Here is a 20,543-nt window from a genome sequence, read left to right as displayed (position 1 = left end):
TTTGTTAGCTGTTTTTGGGCAAGATTGGGACTTAGTGCGCTGCGTTAAATGCGGTGTAAATATTTTACAAAGCACACCTCTGTGGGTGACCCTTTTTAGAGCATTATCTGGCTAAAAAGGGGTTTTTTATCTCCAAAAACACAGTTCTGAGTTTTATTTTTGCGCCAAGTTTTACCCCAAAACGTGCTTTTTGCACCTTTTTGCTGTTCTAGTTTGGTGAAGACGTTGGGTTTTTTATCGCCCAAAAACGTGCTTTTTGCCCCCAAAATGCCCCTAATAATGGCCTTTTTCTATCCGGGTAAAGGTAATTTTTTTGTACATGGATGGCTTCTGCTGCCCCAAAACGTGTGCAAAAAGCACCATTTTACCTTGCGTTTTGCTGCATTTTACCTTGCGTTTAGCACGAGTTAGCCTTGCGTTTAGTAGGAGTTAGCACTGCGTTTTGCTGCATTTAGCACTGCATTTTGCTGCAATTAGCTCGATTTTTGGTGTAAAATGCGGTTTATTTATGCTAAAACGCCACTTGCTGACTTTTATGAGTGTATCGCTTTTTTTGACCAATCAAACTCACGCGAGAATTGTTTTTTTGCGAGCGAGTGGGCGATTGCTTGCAAATATCGCACTCATAATGTTAAAATCTGTGCGAAATATTTTACAACCCGTTGAACGTGGCCAACTCTTCGCCCAGCAGTTGTAAGAGGGCTTGCGTGCGTTGGTGGTAGTCGGTGGTAGAAGCGAGTGTTAGTTGGGCTTGCTGTGGGCTTTCGGCTTGGCCTTCAGTGCAGAAAGCCATGTGTTGTTGGCCTTGCTCATTGGTAAGGCAGCGTTTTTCAAGCACCTGCAAATGGGCAAGATGGTTGGTGTGGTTAGTGGTTGTGTCTTGTGGGTTTGAGTGTTGGGCTTGGCCCTTAGTTACTACCCAAAGCGCGTCGGCGGTGTGCACAGCCTGTTCTAAATCGTGGGTGGAAAGAAGCACCATCTTATTGGTTTCGTGGGCCAATGCACTAAGTAAGGTCATCATTTCCACCTTACTTTTATAGTCGAGAAAAGCTGTTGGCTCATCGAGTAGCATTACGGGTGTATCTTGTGCCAAGGCTTTTGCAATCATCATTTTTTGTCTTTCGCCGTCGCTAAGTGTCTGCACCATGCGGTTTTGCAGGGCAGTTATGCCCACTGCGTGCATGGCCCATTGCACCTTGTGGTGGTCGTGGGCGCGAAGTGTGCCCCAAATATTGGTGTAGGGTGAGCGTCCAAGGGCCACAACTTGTTGTACGGTGAGGTTTTCAACGCTAGTTTTGGTGGTAAGCACCACGCTGATAACCCTTGCCAACTGGGTTTGCGATAGTGAAGTGAGACTGGTGGGGGCGTGGTTATCGCCCTGATTGTAAAGTATTTGTCCAGCTAAAGGGGGCTGAAAGGCGACCAGTGTGCGCAGCAGCGTGCTTTTGCCTATGCCATTGGCACCCACAAGACAGGTTAAACGCCCCGATTGTAGGGTGGCGTTGATGTGGGTTAGCACGCTGATGGGTGAGCGACGACCACGGAGATAGCCCACAGAGAGGTTGTTGAGGGTTATGGAGGGCATGGTGGGGAGTGGGTGTTTGTTGGAAAAAATGTTTAGCCAAAGCAGCAGGCGAGTGTGGTTAAACGTTTAATTGCAGATGTTTGTGCGTGAGGATTGTTTACTGGGAAGCAATTTTGCGTATCAAGGTTAGTCCGTCGCGCAGAGGCAAAATCACTTTTTCAACGCGTGTGTCGGTAGCCACGAGGTCGTTAAATCGGCGTATGCCCAGTGTTTGTTGGTCTTTATCGTAGGCCGAATCGAACACATGACCATCCCACAGCGTGTTATCAGCCATGATAAAGCCCCCTTGTCGCAGCACGGTGAGCGCCATTTCGTAGGTTTCCACATAAGTGCGCTTGTCGCCATCAATAAACACGAGGTCGAAGGTTACGCCCAGTTGTGGTGCTTGGGTGATGGCATCGCCTATGATGAAGCGTATTTTGCTGGCCACATCGCTGTTTTCAATCCAGGGTCGAGTAAAGTCTTCTTGCTCGTCGTTAATTTCAAAAGTGTAGAGCAACCCATCATCGGGCAATCCTTGCGCCAAACAAATGGCGCTATATCCGCTAAAGGTACCCACTTCGAGCACGCGTTTGGCTTGTGTCATGTGCACAAGCATTTTAAGCAAGCGGCCTTGTAGATGTCCACTTGCCATGCGTCCGTGCAACGTGTGGATGTTGGTGGCTCGATAAAGTTGATAAAGATAATCGCCTTCGGGGTCGATGTGGTTGGCGATGTAGGTATCTTGGTCCATGCTTTAGGGTTTGAAACTGGCCACAGCCAGTCGGTAACTATCTAATCCGAAGCCACAAATCACGCCCTTACATGCGGCAGCGATGAGGCTTTGATGCCTGAATGGTTCGCGTTGGTGCACGTTAGAGATATGCACTTCAACAACAGGTGCGCTTATCGCCTTGATGCAATCGGCCAATGCAATGCTGGTGTGTGTGTAAGCTGCAGCGTTGAGCACGATGCCATCGCAGGTGAAACCCACTTCTTGCAACTTGTCTATGAGTTGGCCTTCGTGGTTGCTTTGAAAGTAATCAATCTGCATGTCGGGGAAAAGCGCACGCAGGCGAGGCAAGAAATCGTTGAACGAAGTGTCGCCATATATGCCTGGTTCGCGCACGCCCAGCAAGTTAAGGTTGGGCCCATTGATGATTTGTATCGTCATGTCAGCTTTATTTTGTACTTTTGTTCACAAAATTACGAATAAACGATGGAAAGAGAAAATAAAACCGTCGACAATATGGTGAAGAGCTATATGCGCTACCTAAAATTGGAACGCAACCTTAGCCCAAACACCATTGAGGCATATCGCAACGATTTGCGCTGGCTATTGGGTTATATCAACTACCATGGACTGAAGGTTGAGGCTGTTACGCTAGAGCATTTAGATAACTTTTCGGCTTCGCTTCACGACCAACGCATCACGCCACGGTCGCAAGCACGGATATTAAGTGGTGTTCGTTCGTTTTTTAGATTTCTGCTTCTCGATGGTTTTATCGACTCCGACCCAACCGAATTGCTGATGTCGCCACATGTTCGCAATGCTTTGCCCGATGTGCTTAGCACGGCCGAGGTTGACCGCTTGGAGGCATCGGTTGACCTTTCTAAATGGGAAGGGCAACGCAATAGGGCTATTATAGAGGTGTTGTTTAGTTGCGGACTGCGTGTGTCGGAACTTGTTAATCTGAAGCTTTCTAACCTTTACGTGGAGGAAAAGTTTCTTCGCGTAACTGGAAAGGGAGATAAAGAACGGCTAGTGCCTATATCAAGCAGGGCACTAGACGAATTAAAGGCTTGGTTTGTTGACCGCAACGCTATGCGCATTAAACCAGGTGAGGAGGATTATGTGTTTCTTAATAGGCGTGGCGCACACCTTACTCGCACCATGATTCTTATCATGATTAAGCGCCAAGCGGTGGAAGCAGGCATCACCAAGACTATTAGTCCGCACACGCTTCGCCACTCGTTTGCTACGGCTTTGCTTGAAGGGGGCGCCGACCTCATCGCTATTCAGGCTATGATGGGCCACGAAGATATTGCTACTACCGAGATTTATACCCACATAGACACTTCATCGCTGAGAGAGGAAATAACTAAACATCACCCAAGAAATAAGAAAGAGGCCGAAAAAAGGTGAACGTGGAAGGGATTTCGGGTGGGTGGGGTTCTAGTTATCCTAGGTATTCTAGTGTTTTAGGGTTTTCTAGGCTTTCTATATTTTTAGATATCCTAGGTGTTCTAGGCATCCCAAGTATCCTAGGTATTCTAGGTTTTTAGTTTAGAAATCCTTATTTCTCAGTAAAAAGCACTTGTATAACCGTTTGTCCCACGGCTTTTAGCGTGTTGGGATCGATGTTTTGGAGGTTATCGTTGATGGTGTGCCATGTTGGTCCAAACGAACTTTGCACGCAATCGGGATAATAAGGAATGATGTCTATCGTTGGGATGTTGGCCTTTTGATTAAGAGGCACATGGTCGTCTGTAATCATTCCGCCATCTGTTTTGGGGAAATAACTGCCGAAACCAGCTGCTCGAGCAGCGCGCCATACCTTCTTTACGATGTCGGGAGCAAAGGCCATCGACATGCCTTCACGATAAAACTTAGAGCCACGACCGCCCACCATATCGAGTAAAATGCCATAACGAGCCTCGTAACCAGTGGGTAGGTTGGTGGCAAAATATTGTGCACCCAATGCCCAAGTGTCTTCACTGTCGGCCTGATTGCTCCATTTTGGCGTGCCCCAGTCTTCGGCATCAAGACAAACAAAGTCTACACCGATGGCCAAATCCTTGTTTTGTTGTAGCAGTCGAGCAATCTCTAGCATCACGCCCACGCCGCTTGCGCCATCGTTTGCGCCATCAATAGGCTTGCGCCAATTGGTGCTGTCGGGGTCGTTGTCGGCCCAAGGACGCGTGTCCCAGTGAGCACAGAGCAGCACACGCGTTGTTGCTTCGGGCTTATAACTGGCAATAATGTTGCGACTTCGCAGCATTGTACCATCATAACCGCGCAGCTCGGCACGCTGGTTGGTAATCTTGCAGCCATAACTTTCAAATTTCTTTGCAATCCATTCGCCACATTCGTCGTGGCTCTTTGTGTTCATCGACCGTGGTCCGAAGGCGCATTGAGCAGCGATAAAGGCATAAGCCGAGTCGGCATTAAAGGTTGGTCCGGTGGGATTTAGCTTCTCTGCAGCTGCCATTTCAGCGGCTTCGGCTTCTTCTGCTGCACTCTGTGAGGGTGAAAACAAGCCCAACGAATAGGCTATGATGGCTATAACGGCAAGCATGATAACTGCTATGGTGGTTTTTTTCATTGATTTTTGAATTTATAGAACAGCTGATAACTACCTCAAAAGTGTTTGCGAGAGTCTTGTTTGCAACCTATGGCGATACATATATATGGAGATGTGACTTTTAATTGTTGGAAATGGGCCGCTGTTTAAATGCATAACTTCGTAGGCTTGTCAACTTATTAACGCTTTGACTCATCCATTTATTAAGTCATCAACTGATTAACTCATTAGCTTATTAACTCATCAAGTTATCAAGTTATTAACTTATCAACGGATTAATACTTCAACTCATCAATGCATTAACTCATCAACACGTTCGTTCAATCCCACATCTTACTTTCGAATTATTGCGCTTTACATTGTTGCATCACCCTTAACCAGTTGCCGCCCCATATCTTTTTGATGTCTGTTTCGGAGAAACGGCGGTGCAAAAGTTGGATGGTGAAGTTGATTATTTCCGACGAATTGGCTATGCCTCGCACGCCACCGTCGCCGTCGAAGTCGGTTCCAAGCCCCACGTGGTCTATACCCATCACCTTTATTGCGTGCTCAAGGTGCTCCATAGCGTCGTAGATGTTGGCTTCGCCTAATGTTCGTAGAAAGCCCTTATATAGTGTAATGTGCGCCACTCCGCCCTTAGCAGCAAGCGCACGCAGCTGTTCGTCGGAGAGATTTCGGGGCACATCGCACAGCGCTTTGCAGTTGCTATGACTGCAAACGATGGGGTGACGGCTAATTTCTAGTGCATCGTAGAAGCTGGATTCGGCCCCATGACTAAGGTCAACCATGATACCCATGCGGTTCATCTCTTCGATAACGCGACGTCCAAACTCGCTAACACCACCATGAGTAGCTGTTCCGCGAGCACTATCGCAGATGTCGTTATCGCCGTTATGGCATAAAGTGATGTACGAAACGCCCCGATGAGCAAAGTGAGCCACGTTGGTTAAGTCGTTTTCGAGTGCCAAACCGTTTTCTATTCCCAGCACAATACTCTTTTTCCCCGCAGCTTTATTGGCATAAAGTTGTTGAGGCGAGCGAGCTAAAGCCACGTGTTCGCTGTTTTGTGCCACGATGTTTTCAATCTTATCGAATATCAAATCGGCATAACTTCGTGGGCCCGACACGTCGAAAGCCACTTTGTTGCGAAAGGCTTCTCCAGCTTTGGGTTGTGGCAAATAGGCCACCATGGTGGTTGCATCCTGTCTACCTTCGGTCATTTTATGCAGATCTACGAGTATTCGTGGGTCGCGTTGGTCGAATCTAACGTTAAGCGGAAAGAACATTGGTGTATCGCAATGCGTGTCGAGTGTAAGCACTTTGTCGTGCATACGTTTGGCTTCGGCAAAGATTTCGGCTTGTTTAACCAGCCATTGAAACAGCGGAAGACCCTGTTCTTCCATCCATTCGGGATGCCATTGCACGCCCAAGAGAGGTTTAAACTCGGTGCTTTCCATTGCCTCGGGCACACCATCTACAGTGGCTGCAGTAAACTTAAACTTGCTGCCAGCATTGCAAACGGCTTGATGATGGAACGAGTTTACATGCATGCTACTAGCATGGAAAATCTCTGTTAGTAGCGATTGGGGTTCGAAATACACCGTTTGCGTGGCCAAATTGCGTGGTGCGTCTTGCGAATGTTGTATCAGATTATCGGCGAACCTAGGCAAGAAGTGTTTGAATTCTCGTTCTGCCAAGGCGCGTCGAACCTCGTAAGTAAAATGCTCTTCGATATCTTGCGCCACCTTTCCACCCAGTGCTATGGCCATTGTTTGCATGCCACGGCAGATGCCAAGGATAGGGATTTGGCGGTTATAAGCCAACTGCGTGATGAGCAGTTCGGGCAAATCGCGCTCGGGATTAACGCCATGTAAGCGTGGCGAAGGCTCCTCTCCAGCCCAAAGCGGGTTGAGATCGGCCCCTCCAGTGAGGATAAGTGCGTCGATGTTGTTTAGTGTATTCACAATAACATCCACGTTATCAACTGGCGGAATGAGCACGGGCGTGCCCCCAGCGTTAATTACTTGGCGGTAATAACGGTCTGCTAGCATGGCGCTTTCGTCGTTAAAATTGGCCGTTAAGCCGATAACGGGTTGGCGCTTAGCTTGTGGAAACGAAGCGTATATGTTTTTTAATTGCGCTTGAAAATCGAAGTTGTGCATGAATTTTTGCAGTTAGTTTGGGAAATAAGGTAACAGAAGACTTTGAGTAAAGGTTTCGATGCAGGCGAGTTTGTGGTTAACCAAAAGGCTTTAAAGCCTTGTTTGCAAGTTGCTATGCAAACAAGCGCTAGCGATAAAGTCGCGTTCTAGGGCGTGATTACTTCGCCTTGCTGCTTTTTGATGCAGCACAGGCCTGACTTTTAACCTTTTCTCTCTTTCCTTATTTCTCTTCGGGGTCTACCAAAATCTCTCTTTTGATACTTTGTTCGAGAGAAATGAGTGTCTCGGTAGACACAACACCAGGGATGGTTTGCAGTTTATTGTTGAGTAAGTCCATTAGTTGCTCGTTGTCTTTGGCGTAAAGCTTGATGAGCATGGTGTACGAACCTGTGGTAAAGTGACACTCAACGATTTCGGGAATGCTAGTAAGTCTCGACACAACATTCTTATACATGCTGCCACGTTCGAGGTTAAGCCCTATATAAGTGCATGTTGAATAGCCCAAACTCTTGGGATTAACGTCGAAACCGCTACCAGTGATAACACCGTTTTCTATTAGGTGTTGCACGCGTTGGTGTATTGCAGCACGCGATACACCGCATTCTGCTGCCACGTCTTTAAATGGGATGCGGGCATTTTGCGACAAGATGTTCAAGATTTTCTTGTCTAGGCTGTCTATTTTCTCCATGTTTTGTTAAACGTGTTTTATGATTTAGTTGTTTTAATGTGTTCGTAAACTGCAGCAAATGTAAACAATTTAAATGAAACGAACAACAAAAAGTTAGATAAAAAGGTGTTTATGGGGGCTTTTGACAATTGGTTAACGTCATTAAAGATAAATTAAGAGGTTAGAAGCTAAGTGAAATATGCACATGGGATTGTCTATTTACGTAAAAAATCCAGATGCTTATCGAGCCACTTTCTTGCTAGTTGATGTTTGTTAGCTAGTTGTTCTCATAGCTCTTTGTTGTTCTGGGCGTGTTAAATAGCAAGTTATCCCAATGTTTGTCAACGCTTTTTGCGGTATTGATGGCCGCAGGTGGGCGTCAGGTGCATGCACTTAGTTTCTAACCTCTTATTGTTAGGTTGCTTTAAGCTGGTTAATGGCGTATTGGGGTAGCGTTTACGCAAGCTTTTTTAGCCAAAGACCAGGTTTATAGCTTGTTATTTTCTTTTCTTTGCAGCAGGGCGAGTAGCCTTTTTTGCAGGTTTAGCCACCTTTGTTTCGCTTGCATCGGTGTTAGCTTCGGGCTTCGCTTTAACCACTTTGATTAGTTCTACGGTGAAGATAAGCGTAGAGTAGGGAGGGATAGAGCCCATTTGGTTTGCTCCATAGGCCAAGTTTTGAGGGATATAAAGTTCCCATTTGCTGCCAGGAGTCATCAGTTGCATGGCTTCGGTCCAACCAGCAATCACGCGATTGACTTGGAATTGCGAAATGTCTGGTGTGCGACTGTAGCTGCTATCGAATATCGTACCATCGATAAGTTTACCTTCGTACTTCACAACCACCTCGTCTGTTGCTGTGGGTTTTTCGCCTGCGCCATTGGTAATCACCTTATATTGCAGTCCGCTAGGCAGTGTCACCACGCCTGGTTTTTTAGCATTCTCGGCCAACCAGTTTCTACCTGTACTAATTTGAGCTTCAACTTTAGCCTTTTGAGCGGCCTCAATGCGCTTTTCTAAGAGTTGTTGAGCTTCGTCTTCAGTATATTTAGTGAAGTTTTTTTGTAGTGCATCTACAAATCCGATGTAGAAGTTTTTAGCCGAAATAGAGTCTTTCGTTCCTTCAAACTCGTGTTGCATTGAGGGCAAAATACGCTGTTGTGCCATCTGTGCTATTTGTATACCAGCTACATAAGCGGCAAAAGCAGCATCGGTTTGGTTGTCTAGCGCCTTGCGAAAACCGCGAATGAAGTCGGCCATATAGGTGGTATCCACCTTATATTGTTGCTGAACAAAAGTCATGAGACCCTTTGTTGCAGCCATACCGGCAGCGTAACTCATCGAGTCGGAAGTGGTTTTTAACTCTACAGGGGCAGGAGTTGCCACCTGTACTGCGTCTTTCTTTTTGCCTGCGAGGGCGGTATTAAAGGTGGCACTCGCTAAAAGTGCGAGTGCCAAATAGGTTGTTTTTTTCATTATTTTTCGCCTACTGAAACCAATTCGATTTTGAAAATAAGTGTAGAGAAGGGCTTAATGTTGCCTTGATCGCGTGAGCCATAGGCCATGTCTTCGGGGATATATACTTCCCAAACGCTACCTGCGGGCATGTGGGTGAGTGCTTCGGTCCATCCCTTAATTACTTGGTTGGCACGCATAGTAACGGGCTCGCCGCGTTGATAAGTGCTGTCGAATACCTTACCATCGATGGTTTTGCCTTCGTATTGCACCTTAACCACAGAAGTATCTTTAGGTATTTCGCCGTTTCCTTCTTTAATCACTTTGTATTGTACACCGTTGGGCAGTTGTTTTACGCCGGGTTTCTTAGCGTTTTCGGCCAAGAACTTCTTTCCAGCTTCCTTATTAGCGCCGTATGCGGCTTCGGCCGACTTAGATTTGATGTCTTCAGCCTTTTCTTGAACGCACTTCAAGGCCTGTTCTTGTGTCATCAAGCCTTTCTTTCCCTTAGCTCCGGTGATAAAACCAGCCAAGAAATTCTTCATAGAGATGGTCTTAGTAGAATCTTCTCCAAAGAGTTCGTGATTGATACCCTTAACCATTTGGTTAGAGATTTGCTGACCAATTTGAACGCCTGCATAGTAAGCGGCCTTCTTTTTGTCGTCGCCAGCGTTAGCACCATCGTTAAGACCCTTAACAAACTCGTCGATGTAGGCTGTGTCTACGTTCAAACCGCGGCTAAGATAGTCTCTCAGACCTTGTGTTTGGCTGAGGCCAAGGGCGTAACTCAGGGTGTCGATGTCGTTCTTTAGGTCGGCTTTAGGCGTAGAGTTGCCACAAGCCGTGAAAGTAGCTGCGGCAATTGCCACTGCTGCTAGGATTGTTAATTTCTTCATTTAATTATTTTGTTGTTTTTTAAAGTTTCTGCTTATCTTGTAGGCTCATGGGAATGTGCCTATGTTTTGGGCGTAAGCCCTCTAGCGTTAACAGTTTTCTTGTGGAGAAAGCGCCCTTGTTGCCCATGATGTAAAGCTGTGGGCTAGGCTTTTCTATCTTTTGGGGTGTTTATTTCACCTCAATTAGCTCCACATCAAATATCAATGAGGCGAAAGGAGGGATAGAAGCACCAGCACCACGCTCGCCATAACCCAATTGATAGGGGATGAAGAAGCGATATTTAGCACCCTCTTTCATCAGCTGCAAACCTTCGGTCCAACCAGCAATAACGCCGTTTAGTGGGAATGTTGCAGGCTCACCGCGCTGGATAGAGCTATCGAACATGGTACCATCTACGAGCATTCCCTCGTAATGGCATACCACATTGTCTGTAGCCTTGGGGCTTTTGCCGTTGCCTTCTTTAAGCACCAGGTATTGCAAACCACTGGGAAGCGTAATCACACCGTCTTTTTTGGCATTTTCAGCAAGATATTTTTCGCCCTCGCTTTTTGCTCCCTTGTACTTCTCGGCTGCCTCTGCGCGCTGTTTTTCTTCTTGCTGGCGGAAGTATTCTCCCAATAGTTGCTGTGCTTCGTTGGTGGGAATTTGCGACTCTTTGCCGTCAATCATGTCTTTAACTGCCTGTGCGAAATCGCCTGCATTTAATTCGGCAACGCCCATTTGCGACAGTTGGCGACCTATGCTTAATCCCAAAGCATAACTAAGTTTATCCATAACAATATTGTCTTTAATCTCTTTATTTTTAGTACAATGGTACAAAGTTACAATTATTTATCTTATCAGATACGTTTATTTGAAAAAAAATCACTAAATTTGGGGTGACAAGCAGCCTGCCCGCTTGTTTTCAGACTGGCTCTGATAGTACATACGCCACGAAATGATGGTTTTGCTGCAAGCAGTTTCATACCGCGCTACAACGAAACGAGCGCCGGCGATGCAAAGAAAAGGGGCACATAACCATTTAAACCAAAACAACATGAACTCAAAAAACAAACACATCGTCTTTCTAACTGGTGCGGGAATGTCGGCCGAAAGTGGCATCAAGACGTTTAGAGGTAACGACGGACTATGGGAAAACTATCCTGTGATGCAGGTGGCATCGCATGATGGCTGGCTTGCCGACCCCAATCTGGTGAACCAATTCTACAACGAAAGGCGACAACAACTCTTCGGCGCACAGCCTAATAAAGGCCATCTGCTTATCGCCGAACTGGAAAAACAATGTCAAGTGTCGGTTATTACACAAAATGTTGATGACTTACACGAACGCGCTGGCTCGTCGTTTGTGATACATTTACATGGCGAACTGCTTAAAGTGTGCTCGTCGGCCGACCCTAATAATCCGCGATATATTCGCCAGCTAACGCCTGATAACCCTCTCGTTGCACCCAACGAAAGGGCCGAAGATGGCTCGTTGCTCAGGCCTTACATCGTGTTCTTTGGCGAAGCTGTGCCACTTATCGAACGCGCTGCACGCACGGTGAAGCAGGCCGACGTGCTTGTGGTTATCGGTACTTCGCTCAATGTTTACCCCGCTGCTGGACTTTTGGCCTACGCGCCGCCTTCCACGCCTATTTATCTCATCGACCCCGAGACGGTAGAGACGCAGCAATATCCTCGAGTTCAGCACTTGCGCATGGGCGCATCGCAGGGTATGGAGCAGTTGATGGCTAAACTTTAACAAACCGCTTGTTTTGCTTTGGGGTTAGCTTCTTTGCCATGAAGCGTGCTCGTGCAATCTAAACGGGGCGGTCTATCTTCCTTTTTTGCGACTTGCATCGCGCTTTCACCATGCGTTTGTGTATGGAAAATAGCGATGCCTGTCGCTTTTTTTTGTTTTGCAGCACAGCTTTTTATTCTATGTGTGAAGCACTTACGCGTTAATCTTCATTATGTAATCAGCGTGTAGCTGTGTTTGCGCTAGCGATGTTTCTTTAAGAACTTGAGAAAAGCAAATCCTGGACAAGAAGATTGCTTTTAGAACCGAACTAAAAAAAATAAAAAAAGTGGTTATTCACTTTCGCATTAACGGCAATTGTCGTAACTTTGTGGCGTATTAATTCATAAATATTAGAAAGGAAAATAAGTACATGAAAAGTACCATTTTAAAAAATCGCGCATTACATGTTGTTGCAATGCTCGTGTTGCTCGTGGGCGGCTTAACATTTGCATCTTGTGTTAGCGAAAACGGAGAAGATATTGAAAAGAGCCCTATCGTTGGCTCGTGGATTTCAAACACCACTCCAACCTATTACATTGTGTTCGACGAGTACCATCAGTACTTCATAACCAACGACATTAACACAAACGTAAACACCGAAGTAGGAACTTATACCTTTACCAACAACACCTTGACTTGCAAAGTGAAGGGAACTAACACAACAAAGGTTTATTCTTGTTCTGTAAAAGGTAGCAACCTCACACTAACGGGCGTAACTGGCGCAACGGGTGTACAGCAATTCACCAGTTATACCAATACGCGTGTTCGCCGTTAATTAACGATTTTCTCATCGCCACACCTGGACTTTATGCCCCTTGGTGTGGCGTTTTTTTTTGCTAAGAGGTGGTGTTGGTTAATGCTCAACTGCTTTTTCTTGCCACTAATCACTTATGTTTAAGATGCGCACCACGCGGTGGCGTTTGGTTCGCTGTGGCTAATGGTGTTGTTAGCCTTGGTCTTTGGGGCGTGTTTATTTCTTTTTCTTCTTGCTTAGGCTTAGGTTTATTGTCGCTTCTCTTTGTGCGATGTAAAATAAAACGCACAAAATTTAACATTATGAGTGCGAAATTTGCAACCAAGTATGCGCTCGCTAGCAAATAATCGATTCTCGCGAAGGTTTCGAGGGGTGAAAATAAGCTTTGTTTTTGATTGTCGAAAAAACGAACTTTCGTTGAAATAAACCGTGTTTTCCGTTAGTTTTTGGGCTATTTGCAGCAAAATGCACTGCAATATGCAGCAAAACGCAGTGCTATCTCCTAGTAAACGCAGTGCTAACTCGTGCTAAACGCAAGGTAAAATGCAGCAAAACGCAAGGTAAAATGGTGCAAAACGTAGACGAAAGAGCGGATTGAAGTAGACTAAAGGGTGCGAAATTTTCACTTTTCGAAGGCCAAAACACCCCAAAATAGGGCCTTTTTACCTACGAAAAGCTGTTTTTGGGACGATGAATTTTCGTGAGTTGGCGAGCAAATAGAAAGGCAAAATGGTGCAAAATGCACTTTTTTTGCTCAAAATCGACGTAAAAATAAGATGCGTGACAACAGAAAAGGGGCAAAAAGCATGTTTTTACGCCTTGTTTTTCGCTAGAAGGGGTTGGCTTGGAGGGTGTGTTTTGTAAAATAATAATACCGCATTTAACATACCATGCAAGGAAGATAGATTGCACAAACGCTGTTACCTAACTTTTGGGTTTAACCCTAATGCCCCCGCTTGGCACATTCGTTCTAGGCGATTAGGCTGTGAAATGCTGATTAGGGTTAAAGGCAAAGTGAGCTTGCAGCAATAAATGTGATTGTGCTTACCCTGTGAGGGTGCACGGCAAACGTGTAATGGCACAGTGGGCAGTGTGTTTGCGTGCTATACAGCTTAACACTATCGTGCTAAACAGCTTAGTACTTTTGTGCTAAGCAGCTAAACACTTTCGTGTTAAAATTTCCCTCTGGCAGATTGTGGCGTAGTTAATCACTATTTAGCAACCTGCTCAATATAGGCATCTACCAATGGTTTTATCTCTTCTTGTTTGTCAAACAGGTTGTAACACACAACAACGAGCGTGTTTGCATGCCAATAAGAGAAGCACGAAACGGGCGCTTCGGATACTATATTCACCTGCACGGGCTTGTTGCCAATCTGCTTTTTTAGGTAGTTTAGCCATTTGTCTTGCCCCCTGCCAAATGTAAGCAGTTGTATTGTGAAGGTGGAATTGTGGGTCAGCCTTTTGATAAGTGCATGCTGGCAGCGATAGCTTATGTGGCTTGGTTTGATGGGCAATGCCTTTTTGTGCTTGAAGATAATCGCCTCGAAAAAAGGGATAATGTCGTATTGGTGAATGCTTTTATAATGGGATAGTTGGTTAGAACCCGTTGCGTGGCTTATCTTTTTATTCCACGAATAAGCCATCGATTCTACCACTTCGTAGCGGGTGTCTCCATCTTTTTCTGCCGTAACGTTCGCAATTATGCGCCACAACTTAGCCGTTCTGCCAGCATCAGCATAAGGGTTGAGCATAAGTAGCAGTACGAAAACAAGGATAAAGTGCTTCATGTTTTAATCGATTTATAAATGATTTTTTAATGTAAGAACGCGCTTGCGTAGTTCTTGTGCCCTGTTAGGGCTAAAAAAAATGGCCCACCAACGTAAAAAACTTCAGGGCTAAGCCAGTATGCAGCAGCATTTGGCTCAGCCCCTTAGTATTATTGCGTATCACAAAGCACAGCCTGCGGGCCGCGTGGTGAACCAAAACCACAGTACGGCCCCAGGGCTAAGGCCTTATTGTCTTTCAATCCATTGCAAGATGGTTGGGTCTTTCAGTTTGTTGTCTTCGGCTAGCAACACCACTTTCGACACGATTTCCACCGTTTTGGGGTCTTCGTCAACAAAAGGCAGATAGAGTTTACCACGTTGCGAGCTGTGAACAGGTATGATAGGAATTTCGTTTCCACCCTTTTGTCGCACAATAGCCGAACCTAGATGTACGGTGTATTCGGCCAATGTGCCTTTGATGAAGGCGAAATTGCCATCCACGCGCACGTTGTTGAGTTTGAGCATCTCGGCAGTGCATCGCACAATAGCTGCGCGTAGTTCGCGTGTTGACTGGCCTGTTTCGGGGTCGACGCCACCCACGAATGCAATACTTACCGTTAAATCCACATCGCGCATCACCTCACTATACAGCACGGGGTCGATATCGCTGATGTATAAAGGCTCTGTTCCGCGAGTGCGATTAAAGCTAACATACTCGATAGCGGGTGCTTCGGCATCCGACGGACTAAACCAATCGGCCCTTGCATAGAGCGTTACCACCACCCCTTGCTTGTGGAACACCTTACGCAGTCCCGATTCGTAGTCGGCCACCCAGCCGCGCGAGCGCAGTGTAGCCAGCGTTTGTCGCACCTGTATTTGGTAACCACTGTAACGGCGGCTTTCGTCTTTGTCGGCTTCGTCTTGTGTGGGCACGTACAATTCGCGGAACACTTGTTTGAAAGGTTGCACCAATTGTGTTTCGAACACATGGCTTTGCCAAGCCGCCCACTTGCCCGATGCGTGCAGATGGTAAGGGTGAACGATGGTAAGCGGCGTTTTGGGGTCGATGTCTAGCAGGCCATCCAAGGTGAGAAGCTTACCATTGGCATAGCGTCCTATATTGTTGTTTTGTTGCACCAGCAGCTTAGCAAAGAGCGGAGAGACGATGGGATTTTGCTCAATCACGGCAGCATCGGCAGGCATGATGGTGGTTTGTTGTCGCATCATGTCTTCAAAAATCTCACGAGCACGGCGATATTGCAGTGTCCAGTCTTTGTGTGTTTGGTTCACTTGCAAGTAAACAGCGTTTTTCTTGAGCTTCGCGGGCACCGATTTTAGTGGTTTATTGTCTTTCTCAATAATGAGTTTGTTAGTGCCATCAGCAGCAATTTCGATGCGAATGAGATAGCCATCGGCCTCCAATCCGTCTAACACAGCCTTGTTGTCGGCCACCAAATGGCCTTCCATTCGCCACACCAGCTGTATCACATCATCGTATCCAGCCGAGCGAGCAAGGTTGATGAGTGCTATTTCGGCTGTGCGTTTCTCTGATGTTTGGCGTTGCGCGCCAAACTGTTTACTTTCTTTTAAGAAAGCCTGAATGCGTTTGTAGCGTTTCAATAAGGCTGTGTCTACCTTTGATTTAGGCAGAGGCACCAGTCCCAGTGCGCACAAAGCGTCTTTGTTTCTGGTTTTGTCTATTTGCTCATACAGTTCGGTTTCCTTAATCAAACCTTGTGTAACATCGGCAAAACGGCGAGCCCTACTGTGGTAGTTGCTGCTTCCCATGTACTTAGCAGCATCGTAGAAGAGGGCGAATTTCTGTTTGCCCACCAGCTTAAATGCCTCGTTAAACAGGCGTGCATCAAACGCGCCGTCGGCCAGCTCTTCAGGAGCGAGGTCGGTGTAGAGTGCAATTTGTGCACGTTTGGCTTCGCTGTCGCTCTCTTTAGTGTGTGCCACAAAGTAATAATAAGCCTCGTTAAAGCCTTTCCATTTAAGGTGTTCGCGCACCAGTTCCATCCATTGTGGGGCAAAGAAGGCCAGTTCCACCAGTCGGCTAGGCTCAATACCCTTCAGCATTTCGGGTTTATCGGTCTCCAAGGGGTAGCAGTTCACAATGCATGCTGTGAGCACGGCGCGTTTCTCTTTAGCATAATAGTCGCGCACCAGGTGTTCTTTACCCAACGCCTGCATAGCCTTTTGCAAGGCCGCAGTGCCCCATAACACCACTTTATTGCGATAACGCCCGCACAAAAGCTGTGTTGCCGCGGTGGGAGCATTGCGTCTTGTGAGTTCAATGTCCAGCAGATGGTTGGCAATGCGGTTAATAACATCGCGCAGATGTCGGTAAACCTTCTCAGAGTAGGGGCTGTCTTTGGGTTGCAAGTTCCAAACAGGTTTGCGGCGATAGTCGCGATCGTAGAACACCACAAACGAAGCCGTGTCAAGCATTTCGCCACTTTCGGCCATCAAGAGTTGCATCAATTGGTCGTCGGTAAGCTTTCCTTCGAGGTTCATGCGTGCGGCCATCAAAGGGGGAATTTGATAATTGCTTCTTGATTTCTCCTTATCGTCCAAGTAGAATTTTTTGCTGATAGCCAGCAAGAGCGTAGAGCAGGCGTCGAACTCTTCATCGGTGCGCCATGCACATTGCAGCGTTTGCAAAGCATGTTGCAAGGGGAAGCAGGTGGGGATGGGGTAGATATAAGTGGAGTATTTGGTTTTGCGCACCACTTTCTTTTCGTTGCAATAGAAGAAAAATATTGTAGCCAAGGTATAGGATGCATCAAAAAACAGTTCGGGGTGCTCTTTATACACATCTTGGAAGCGAGCAGCAATCACCATATTAAAGTGCGATCTGTATTTCAACTCCAGCTGTCTTAGTTTTGAGTTGAGCGGATAGTTAGCAAGATTTAGGCTAATCCAGTCGTCTTGGCTTTGGCCAACACTTCTAACCATTAGATGAAGCCCATAGAGGTCTTGGTCTTTTACATCGTTATCTTTAAAGAACTGTTGCCACAATTCGGGGAAAGGCAAGCTGTTAAGGCCAGAATCAAAGTTCACCTCACGCAGGTAGGCATCGCCCAGGGTATATTCATCGTTCCACTTACTCTTGTATTGTTTCTCGGCATTGGCATTGATGAGGGCTTCAAACTTTTGATAAAGGGCAATCAACGAGTCGTAGTTGTAGGCGAAAAGACTGCTTAAGTCGGGCGCGCCACTCTTTCCCATTAGTTTAGAGAGTAGGCCTTTTAGTGCGTTGTTAGAGTCTTCGTTAAAGGGATTTTGTATTTCGGGCATCTCGATAACAGAAGGTTTGTAAAGTCCAAATCCCCCTTCTTCGCCAGGATATACCTTCATGCTCTGCCCCGCTTCTTGGCTAATGGGTGCCTCAAAGGCCTTGGTGAGTGTGGGCGAAGCTTCGCGCAGTTCGCTTAGAGAGCCTTGAATGTCGGGCGATTTAAGTTTTTGAATGCGTTTATAACATTCAATGAGTTGCTCGTCGGGCAGCCAAAGCAAGATAGAAATGATGCGTTGGCGGGTAGACGATACCTTCGATTTGAGTTTGCCCTCAATGGTTTTTACTTGCTCTTCGGTGTAATGCAAGTTCTTAGCAACCTTTTCAAAGCGTTCAAACTTGTCGGGGTCTAGGCTCACAATGTGGCTCACAACGAATTTTGTTTTGCTTTCTTCGCTAGCCTTAGGGAAGAAATCTTTTAAAAAGTGGTCGAGTGGCGTGAGTCCATTCTTATCGGCGCGCCACTTATAAACGTTCATGAAGTGCGCATAAACGGCCGATTGTTTCATCGTTAAAAAGCGGTCGATGTAGGTTTGGTCGCCCAATCGCGAGGCCAGATACCACAAAACATCTGTTGTAGTGCCATTGCTAACCGACATAGCAAACCATTCAAATCCGCCATACGTTAGACTTTCGTTGGCCTTAAGCGTTTTATGCCAGTCGAAAATGGTTTCGAAAAGCAGCTCGGCTTGTTTGCGTTCTTCGCCTTTGTACAGGCCAAGTTTGCCACTATCCACCGCATCAAAGTTATCTCTGTTATTGAGTTCGTTGGTGGTAAAGGCCAGCACATACTTGTCGTCGAGATGTTTACACAGCACATCGAGATGTTTTTCGCCCTCAAAAATGCTGCTGCGGTTAAGGTAATATATAGCAGCCACGCGCACTTGTTGTGGGCATTGACTGTCTATAAGGCTTAAAGCAGCCTGTTCGCTTTGTGCGTAATCGTCCAGTCCGGCGCAATAAAGTGCCACGTAAACCAGTAGGGGATTGTCGCCACGATAGGCCTCTTCGCGCATCTCAGGGTTGCGGAAGAAGGTGCGGATGGCATGAAATATGGTTTTGATGTCTTTGTCTTCGATGTTTTCGTAGGCCAGTCCAGCCCAGGCTTGCACGGAACGTCTCACCGAAGCAAAGCGCAACAAATTTTGTTCGTCAATGATTTGAAGCAGCTGTTCAAAGAAGTTGAGGTTGCATTCGTCACCTGTTTCCACGATGCTCTGCCTTAGTCCCTCTTGCAGTTGAGCGGCTTTAAGCACCTGTAGTAGCAGTGTGTGCAGCTCTTCGTTATTGGTTCGTTCGATGCTTCGTATCAAAGCATGGGTCATAATGCCCACATTGTTTTCGCTGGTAAGCACCTCTTTGGCAGCTTGCAGCGCGCGTTGGTCGTTGGCAAGCATATAAGCAGTGATTACATGCGAGAATACTGGCGCGCCCCAATCCCAGTCTTTCACTTGGTATTGTCCACGAACGAGCTTGTCGATATCAGCGCCCATCAAGGCGAACACAAAGAAAGCGAAATAAGCTTCCTTCACTTGGTGCATGTTTGTTTTGAGGTCTTCGTCGCGGTTGCGCAGACTGATGCGGTAAATACCTCTAGTTGGTGAGTACTGATGCAGCTCTTGCAGATAGTTAGCAAGCATCTCAGAAAGCTCTGCAGGCAACAAATTGGGCAGAGCTCCGCCGGCATTAACCAGTGCCGTGGCGTTAATTAGTGGCATTTGCGAAATGATTTCGCCACTAAAAGAGTACTCTCTCAGGTCGTTTTTGTCTTCTAGCATGTTCTTAACAAATAGTTTTTCGTATTTGTTAAGCTTGCCCTTATCCAGGGCGTTAAGGTATTCGTGGGCTTGAGCCACCAATTCTTTATAGGTTTGCATATTATAAATGAGGTGTGGTTTAGTTGCTTATGAAAATGCCAGGCGTTGTTGTCAAGCTGGAGAAAATCCATGGCAGAGTGCCTTGGCGGTGAGTAAAGGGGTTAGAAAATGCATCTCCAACAGAGGCCAGTGAGCATGGTGAAGCGAATGAAAACCAGTTCGCTGTCTTCCTTTAAGCTAATAGGACCCTCCCATTGTGTGAGTTCTTCGCCATCGGCAAACACTCTAAAGAGTCCATCGACAAATGCTTGGCGCATGCGTTCAAGCGACTTCTCGGGTGTATCGTTGTTGGTGGCGTAGTTTTCAGCAAACTTAACGCGTCCTTCTTCGGCCTGTGCGTCGATGTCGCTTTGCGTTAAGGGCTGGTTGTTTCGTTCGGCTTGAGCGTCGGCCAAGCCCACGAGCGTAAGTTCTTCAAGCAGTTGTTGTAGGGTTTGGGGTGTTTTAACCAACTCTATTTGGCGTTTACCCAATTCTTTTCTCTTGCCTGCATTTTTGGCTATTACGGTTATTCGCATTGTTTTGGGTGTTTTTTAAGTTCACGATTGTATAATCTAATAGGTTGACATTGCCCCTTTTTGTTTTCAATTATGGCCAGTGGCGGGTGCTGAATGGCTGTATAATTGTAGCAAAAGGCTGTGGCGTGCACCTTGTATTGTCTGCAATTGGTGGGCCTACTGTTTGCCGTGTTGCAGTTTGTTTACAAGTGTTAGCTACCCGTTGGCAAGTGCTTAGGGCTATAATTGTCAAGGTTTGTAAGGCATTCACTTGTCTTTCGCTCTTAGAGCGAGTAGAGAGCAGTGCCTTTATCTTGTTGATTGATGCCACAAAGATACTTTTTTATTTTACATTTTTGGTGTTGTTTGCAATATTTAAGATTGCTAACAGCGTTATTTCGCTCCTCTTTCACAAATGTAGTTGTAATAGTTGTGTTGAGATTAAAAAGTGTTTAAACTCAAATCGGTCATTAGAGCTTAAACAGATTTTGTTTTATTGTCGAGCAGATTGCCTGT

At 46.3% G+C, this 20,543-nt stretch carries 15 protein-coding genes; 3 read left to right on the top strand and 12 right to left on the bottom strand.

From position 1 onward, the window contains the following. Nucleotides 1–652 precede the first annotated feature (652 nt). From QME03_RS04870 to aroQ, 3 genes are all read right to left on the bottom strand, one after another. The gene (locus tag QME03_RS04870) at nucleotides 653–1,585 is read right to left on the bottom strand and encodes an ABC transporter ATP-binding protein (RefSeq protein WP_281723654.1); all 933 of its coding nucleotides are present in this window, start codon (nucleotides 1,583–1,585) and stop codon (nucleotides 653–655) included. Between the two features lie 97 nt (nucleotides 1,586–1,682). Beyond that, nucleotides 1,683–2,318: an O-methyltransferase gene (locus QME03_RS04865; RefSeq protein WP_281723653.1), complete on the bottom strand. Its 636-nt coding sequence runs from the start codon at nucleotides 2,316–2,318 to the stop codon at nucleotides 1,683–1,685. Between the two features lie 3 nt (nucleotides 2,319–2,321). Continuing rightward, a complete protein-coding gene (gene aroQ, locus QME03_RS04860; RefSeq protein ID WP_025817370.1) occupies nucleotides 2,322–2,738 on the bottom strand; it encodes a type II 3-dehydroquinate dehydratase in 417 nt (138 codons plus the stop codon). A 45-nt stretch (nucleotides 2,739–2,783) separates the two neighbouring features. On the opposite strand from aroQ, the gene QME03_RS04855 reads away from it, so the two are divergent. Further along, nucleotides 2,784–3,710: a site-specific tyrosine recombinase gene (locus tag QME03_RS04855; RefSeq protein WP_281723652.1), complete on the top strand. Its 927-nt coding sequence runs from the start codon at nucleotides 2,784–2,786 to the stop codon at nucleotides 3,708–3,710. 151 nt (nucleotides 3,711–3,861) lie between these two features. On the opposite strand, the gene QME03_RS04850 is transcribed toward QME03_RS04855, so the two are convergent. The 6 genes from QME03_RS04850 to QME03_RS04825 all read right to left on the bottom strand — a co-directional run bounded on the left by QME03_RS04850 (nucleotide 3,862) and on the right by QME03_RS04825 (nucleotide 10,823). Then, nucleotides 3,862–4,890 carry a M28 family peptidase gene (locus tag QME03_RS04850; RefSeq protein ID WP_281723651.1) on the bottom strand — a complete coding sequence of 343 codons (1,029 nt, stop codon included), beginning with the start codon at nucleotides 4,888–4,890 and terminating at the stop codon, nucleotides 3,862–3,864. Nucleotides 4,891–5,213: 323 nt separating this feature from the next. Continuing rightward, nucleotides 5,214–7,031 (bottom strand): membrane dipeptidase, encoded by a 1,818-nt coding sequence (locus QME03_RS04845; RefSeq protein ID WP_281723650.1) that lies wholly within the window; start codon nucleotides 7,029–7,031, stop codon nucleotides 5,214–5,216. Nucleotides 7,032–7,251: 220 nt separating this feature from the next. Continuing rightward, on the bottom strand, nucleotides 7,252–7,719 hold the full coding sequence (locus tag QME03_RS04840; RefSeq protein ID WP_110369984.1) for an Lrp/AsnC family transcriptional regulator: 468 nt from the start codon (nucleotides 7,717–7,719) through the stop codon (nucleotides 7,252–7,254). Nucleotides 7,720–8,195: 476 nt separating this feature from the next. Next, the gene (locus QME03_RS04835; RefSeq protein WP_281723649.1) at nucleotides 8,196–9,173 is read right to left on the bottom strand and encodes an FKBP-type peptidyl-prolyl cis-trans isomerase; all 978 of its coding nucleotides are present in this window, start codon (nucleotides 9,171–9,173) and stop codon (nucleotides 8,196–8,198) included. Next, the gene (locus QME03_RS04830) at nucleotides 9,173–10,048 is read right to left on the bottom strand and encodes an FKBP-type peptidyl-prolyl cis-trans isomerase (protein ID WP_281723648.1); all 876 of its coding nucleotides are present in this window, start codon (nucleotides 10,046–10,048) and stop codon (nucleotides 9,173–9,175) included. The genes QME03_RS04835 and QME03_RS04830 overlap by 1 nt, the downstream gene beginning before the upstream one ends. Nucleotides 10,049–10,217: 169 nt before the next feature. Continuing rightward, entirely contained in the window at nucleotides 10,218–10,823 is a 606-nt protein-coding gene (locus QME03_RS04825) for an FKBP-type peptidyl-prolyl cis-trans isomerase (protein WP_281723647.1), read from the bottom strand. A gap of 262 nt (nucleotides 10,824–11,085) precedes the next feature. Here QME03_RS04825 and QME03_RS04820 point away from each other — a divergent pair, with 262 nt between their 5' ends. Both QME03_RS04820 and QME03_RS04815 read left to right on the top strand, forming a co-directional pair. Then, a complete protein-coding gene (locus tag QME03_RS04820; RefSeq protein WP_281723646.1) occupies nucleotides 11,086–11,790 on the top strand; it encodes an SIR2 family NAD-dependent protein deacylase in 705 nt (234 codons plus the stop codon). Between the two features lie 409 nt (nucleotides 11,791–12,199). After that, nucleotides 12,200–12,604 carry a hypothetical protein gene (locus tag QME03_RS04815; RefSeq protein ID WP_281723645.1) on the top strand — a complete coding sequence of 135 codons (405 nt, stop codon included), beginning with the start codon at nucleotides 12,200–12,202 and terminating at the stop codon, nucleotides 12,602–12,604. 1,190 nt (nucleotides 12,605–13,794) lie between these two features. Here the strand turns inward: QME03_RS04815 and QME03_RS04810 are convergent. From QME03_RS04810 to QME03_RS04800, 3 genes are all read right to left on the bottom strand, one after another. Next, a complete protein-coding gene (locus QME03_RS04810) occupies nucleotides 13,795–14,373 on the bottom strand; it encodes a hypothetical protein (RefSeq protein ID WP_281723644.1) in 579 nt (192 codons plus the stop codon). 225 nt (nucleotides 14,374–14,598) lie between these two features. After that, entirely contained in the window at nucleotides 14,599–19,530 is a 4,932-nt protein-coding gene (locus QME03_RS04805) for a DUF4132 domain-containing protein (protein ID WP_281723643.1), read from the bottom strand. 101 nt (nucleotides 19,531–19,631) lie between these two features. Beyond that, the gene (locus QME03_RS04800; RefSeq protein WP_025815764.1) at nucleotides 19,632–20,048 is read right to left on the bottom strand and encodes a hypothetical protein; all 417 of its coding nucleotides are present in this window, start codon (nucleotides 20,046–20,048) and stop codon (nucleotides 19,632–19,634) included. Between the last annotated feature and the right edge of the window lie 495 nt (nucleotides 20,049–20,543).

This window comes from Hoylesella shahii (genome assembly GCF_937990675.1).
In the GTDB taxonomy this organism is placed as follows: domain Bacteria; phylum Bacteroidota; class Bacteroidia; order Bacteroidales; family Bacteroidaceae; genus Prevotella; species Prevotella shahii.
Note: the sequence above shows the minus strand (reverse complement) of the source record. Positions and strands in the feature narration are given on the sequence as shown.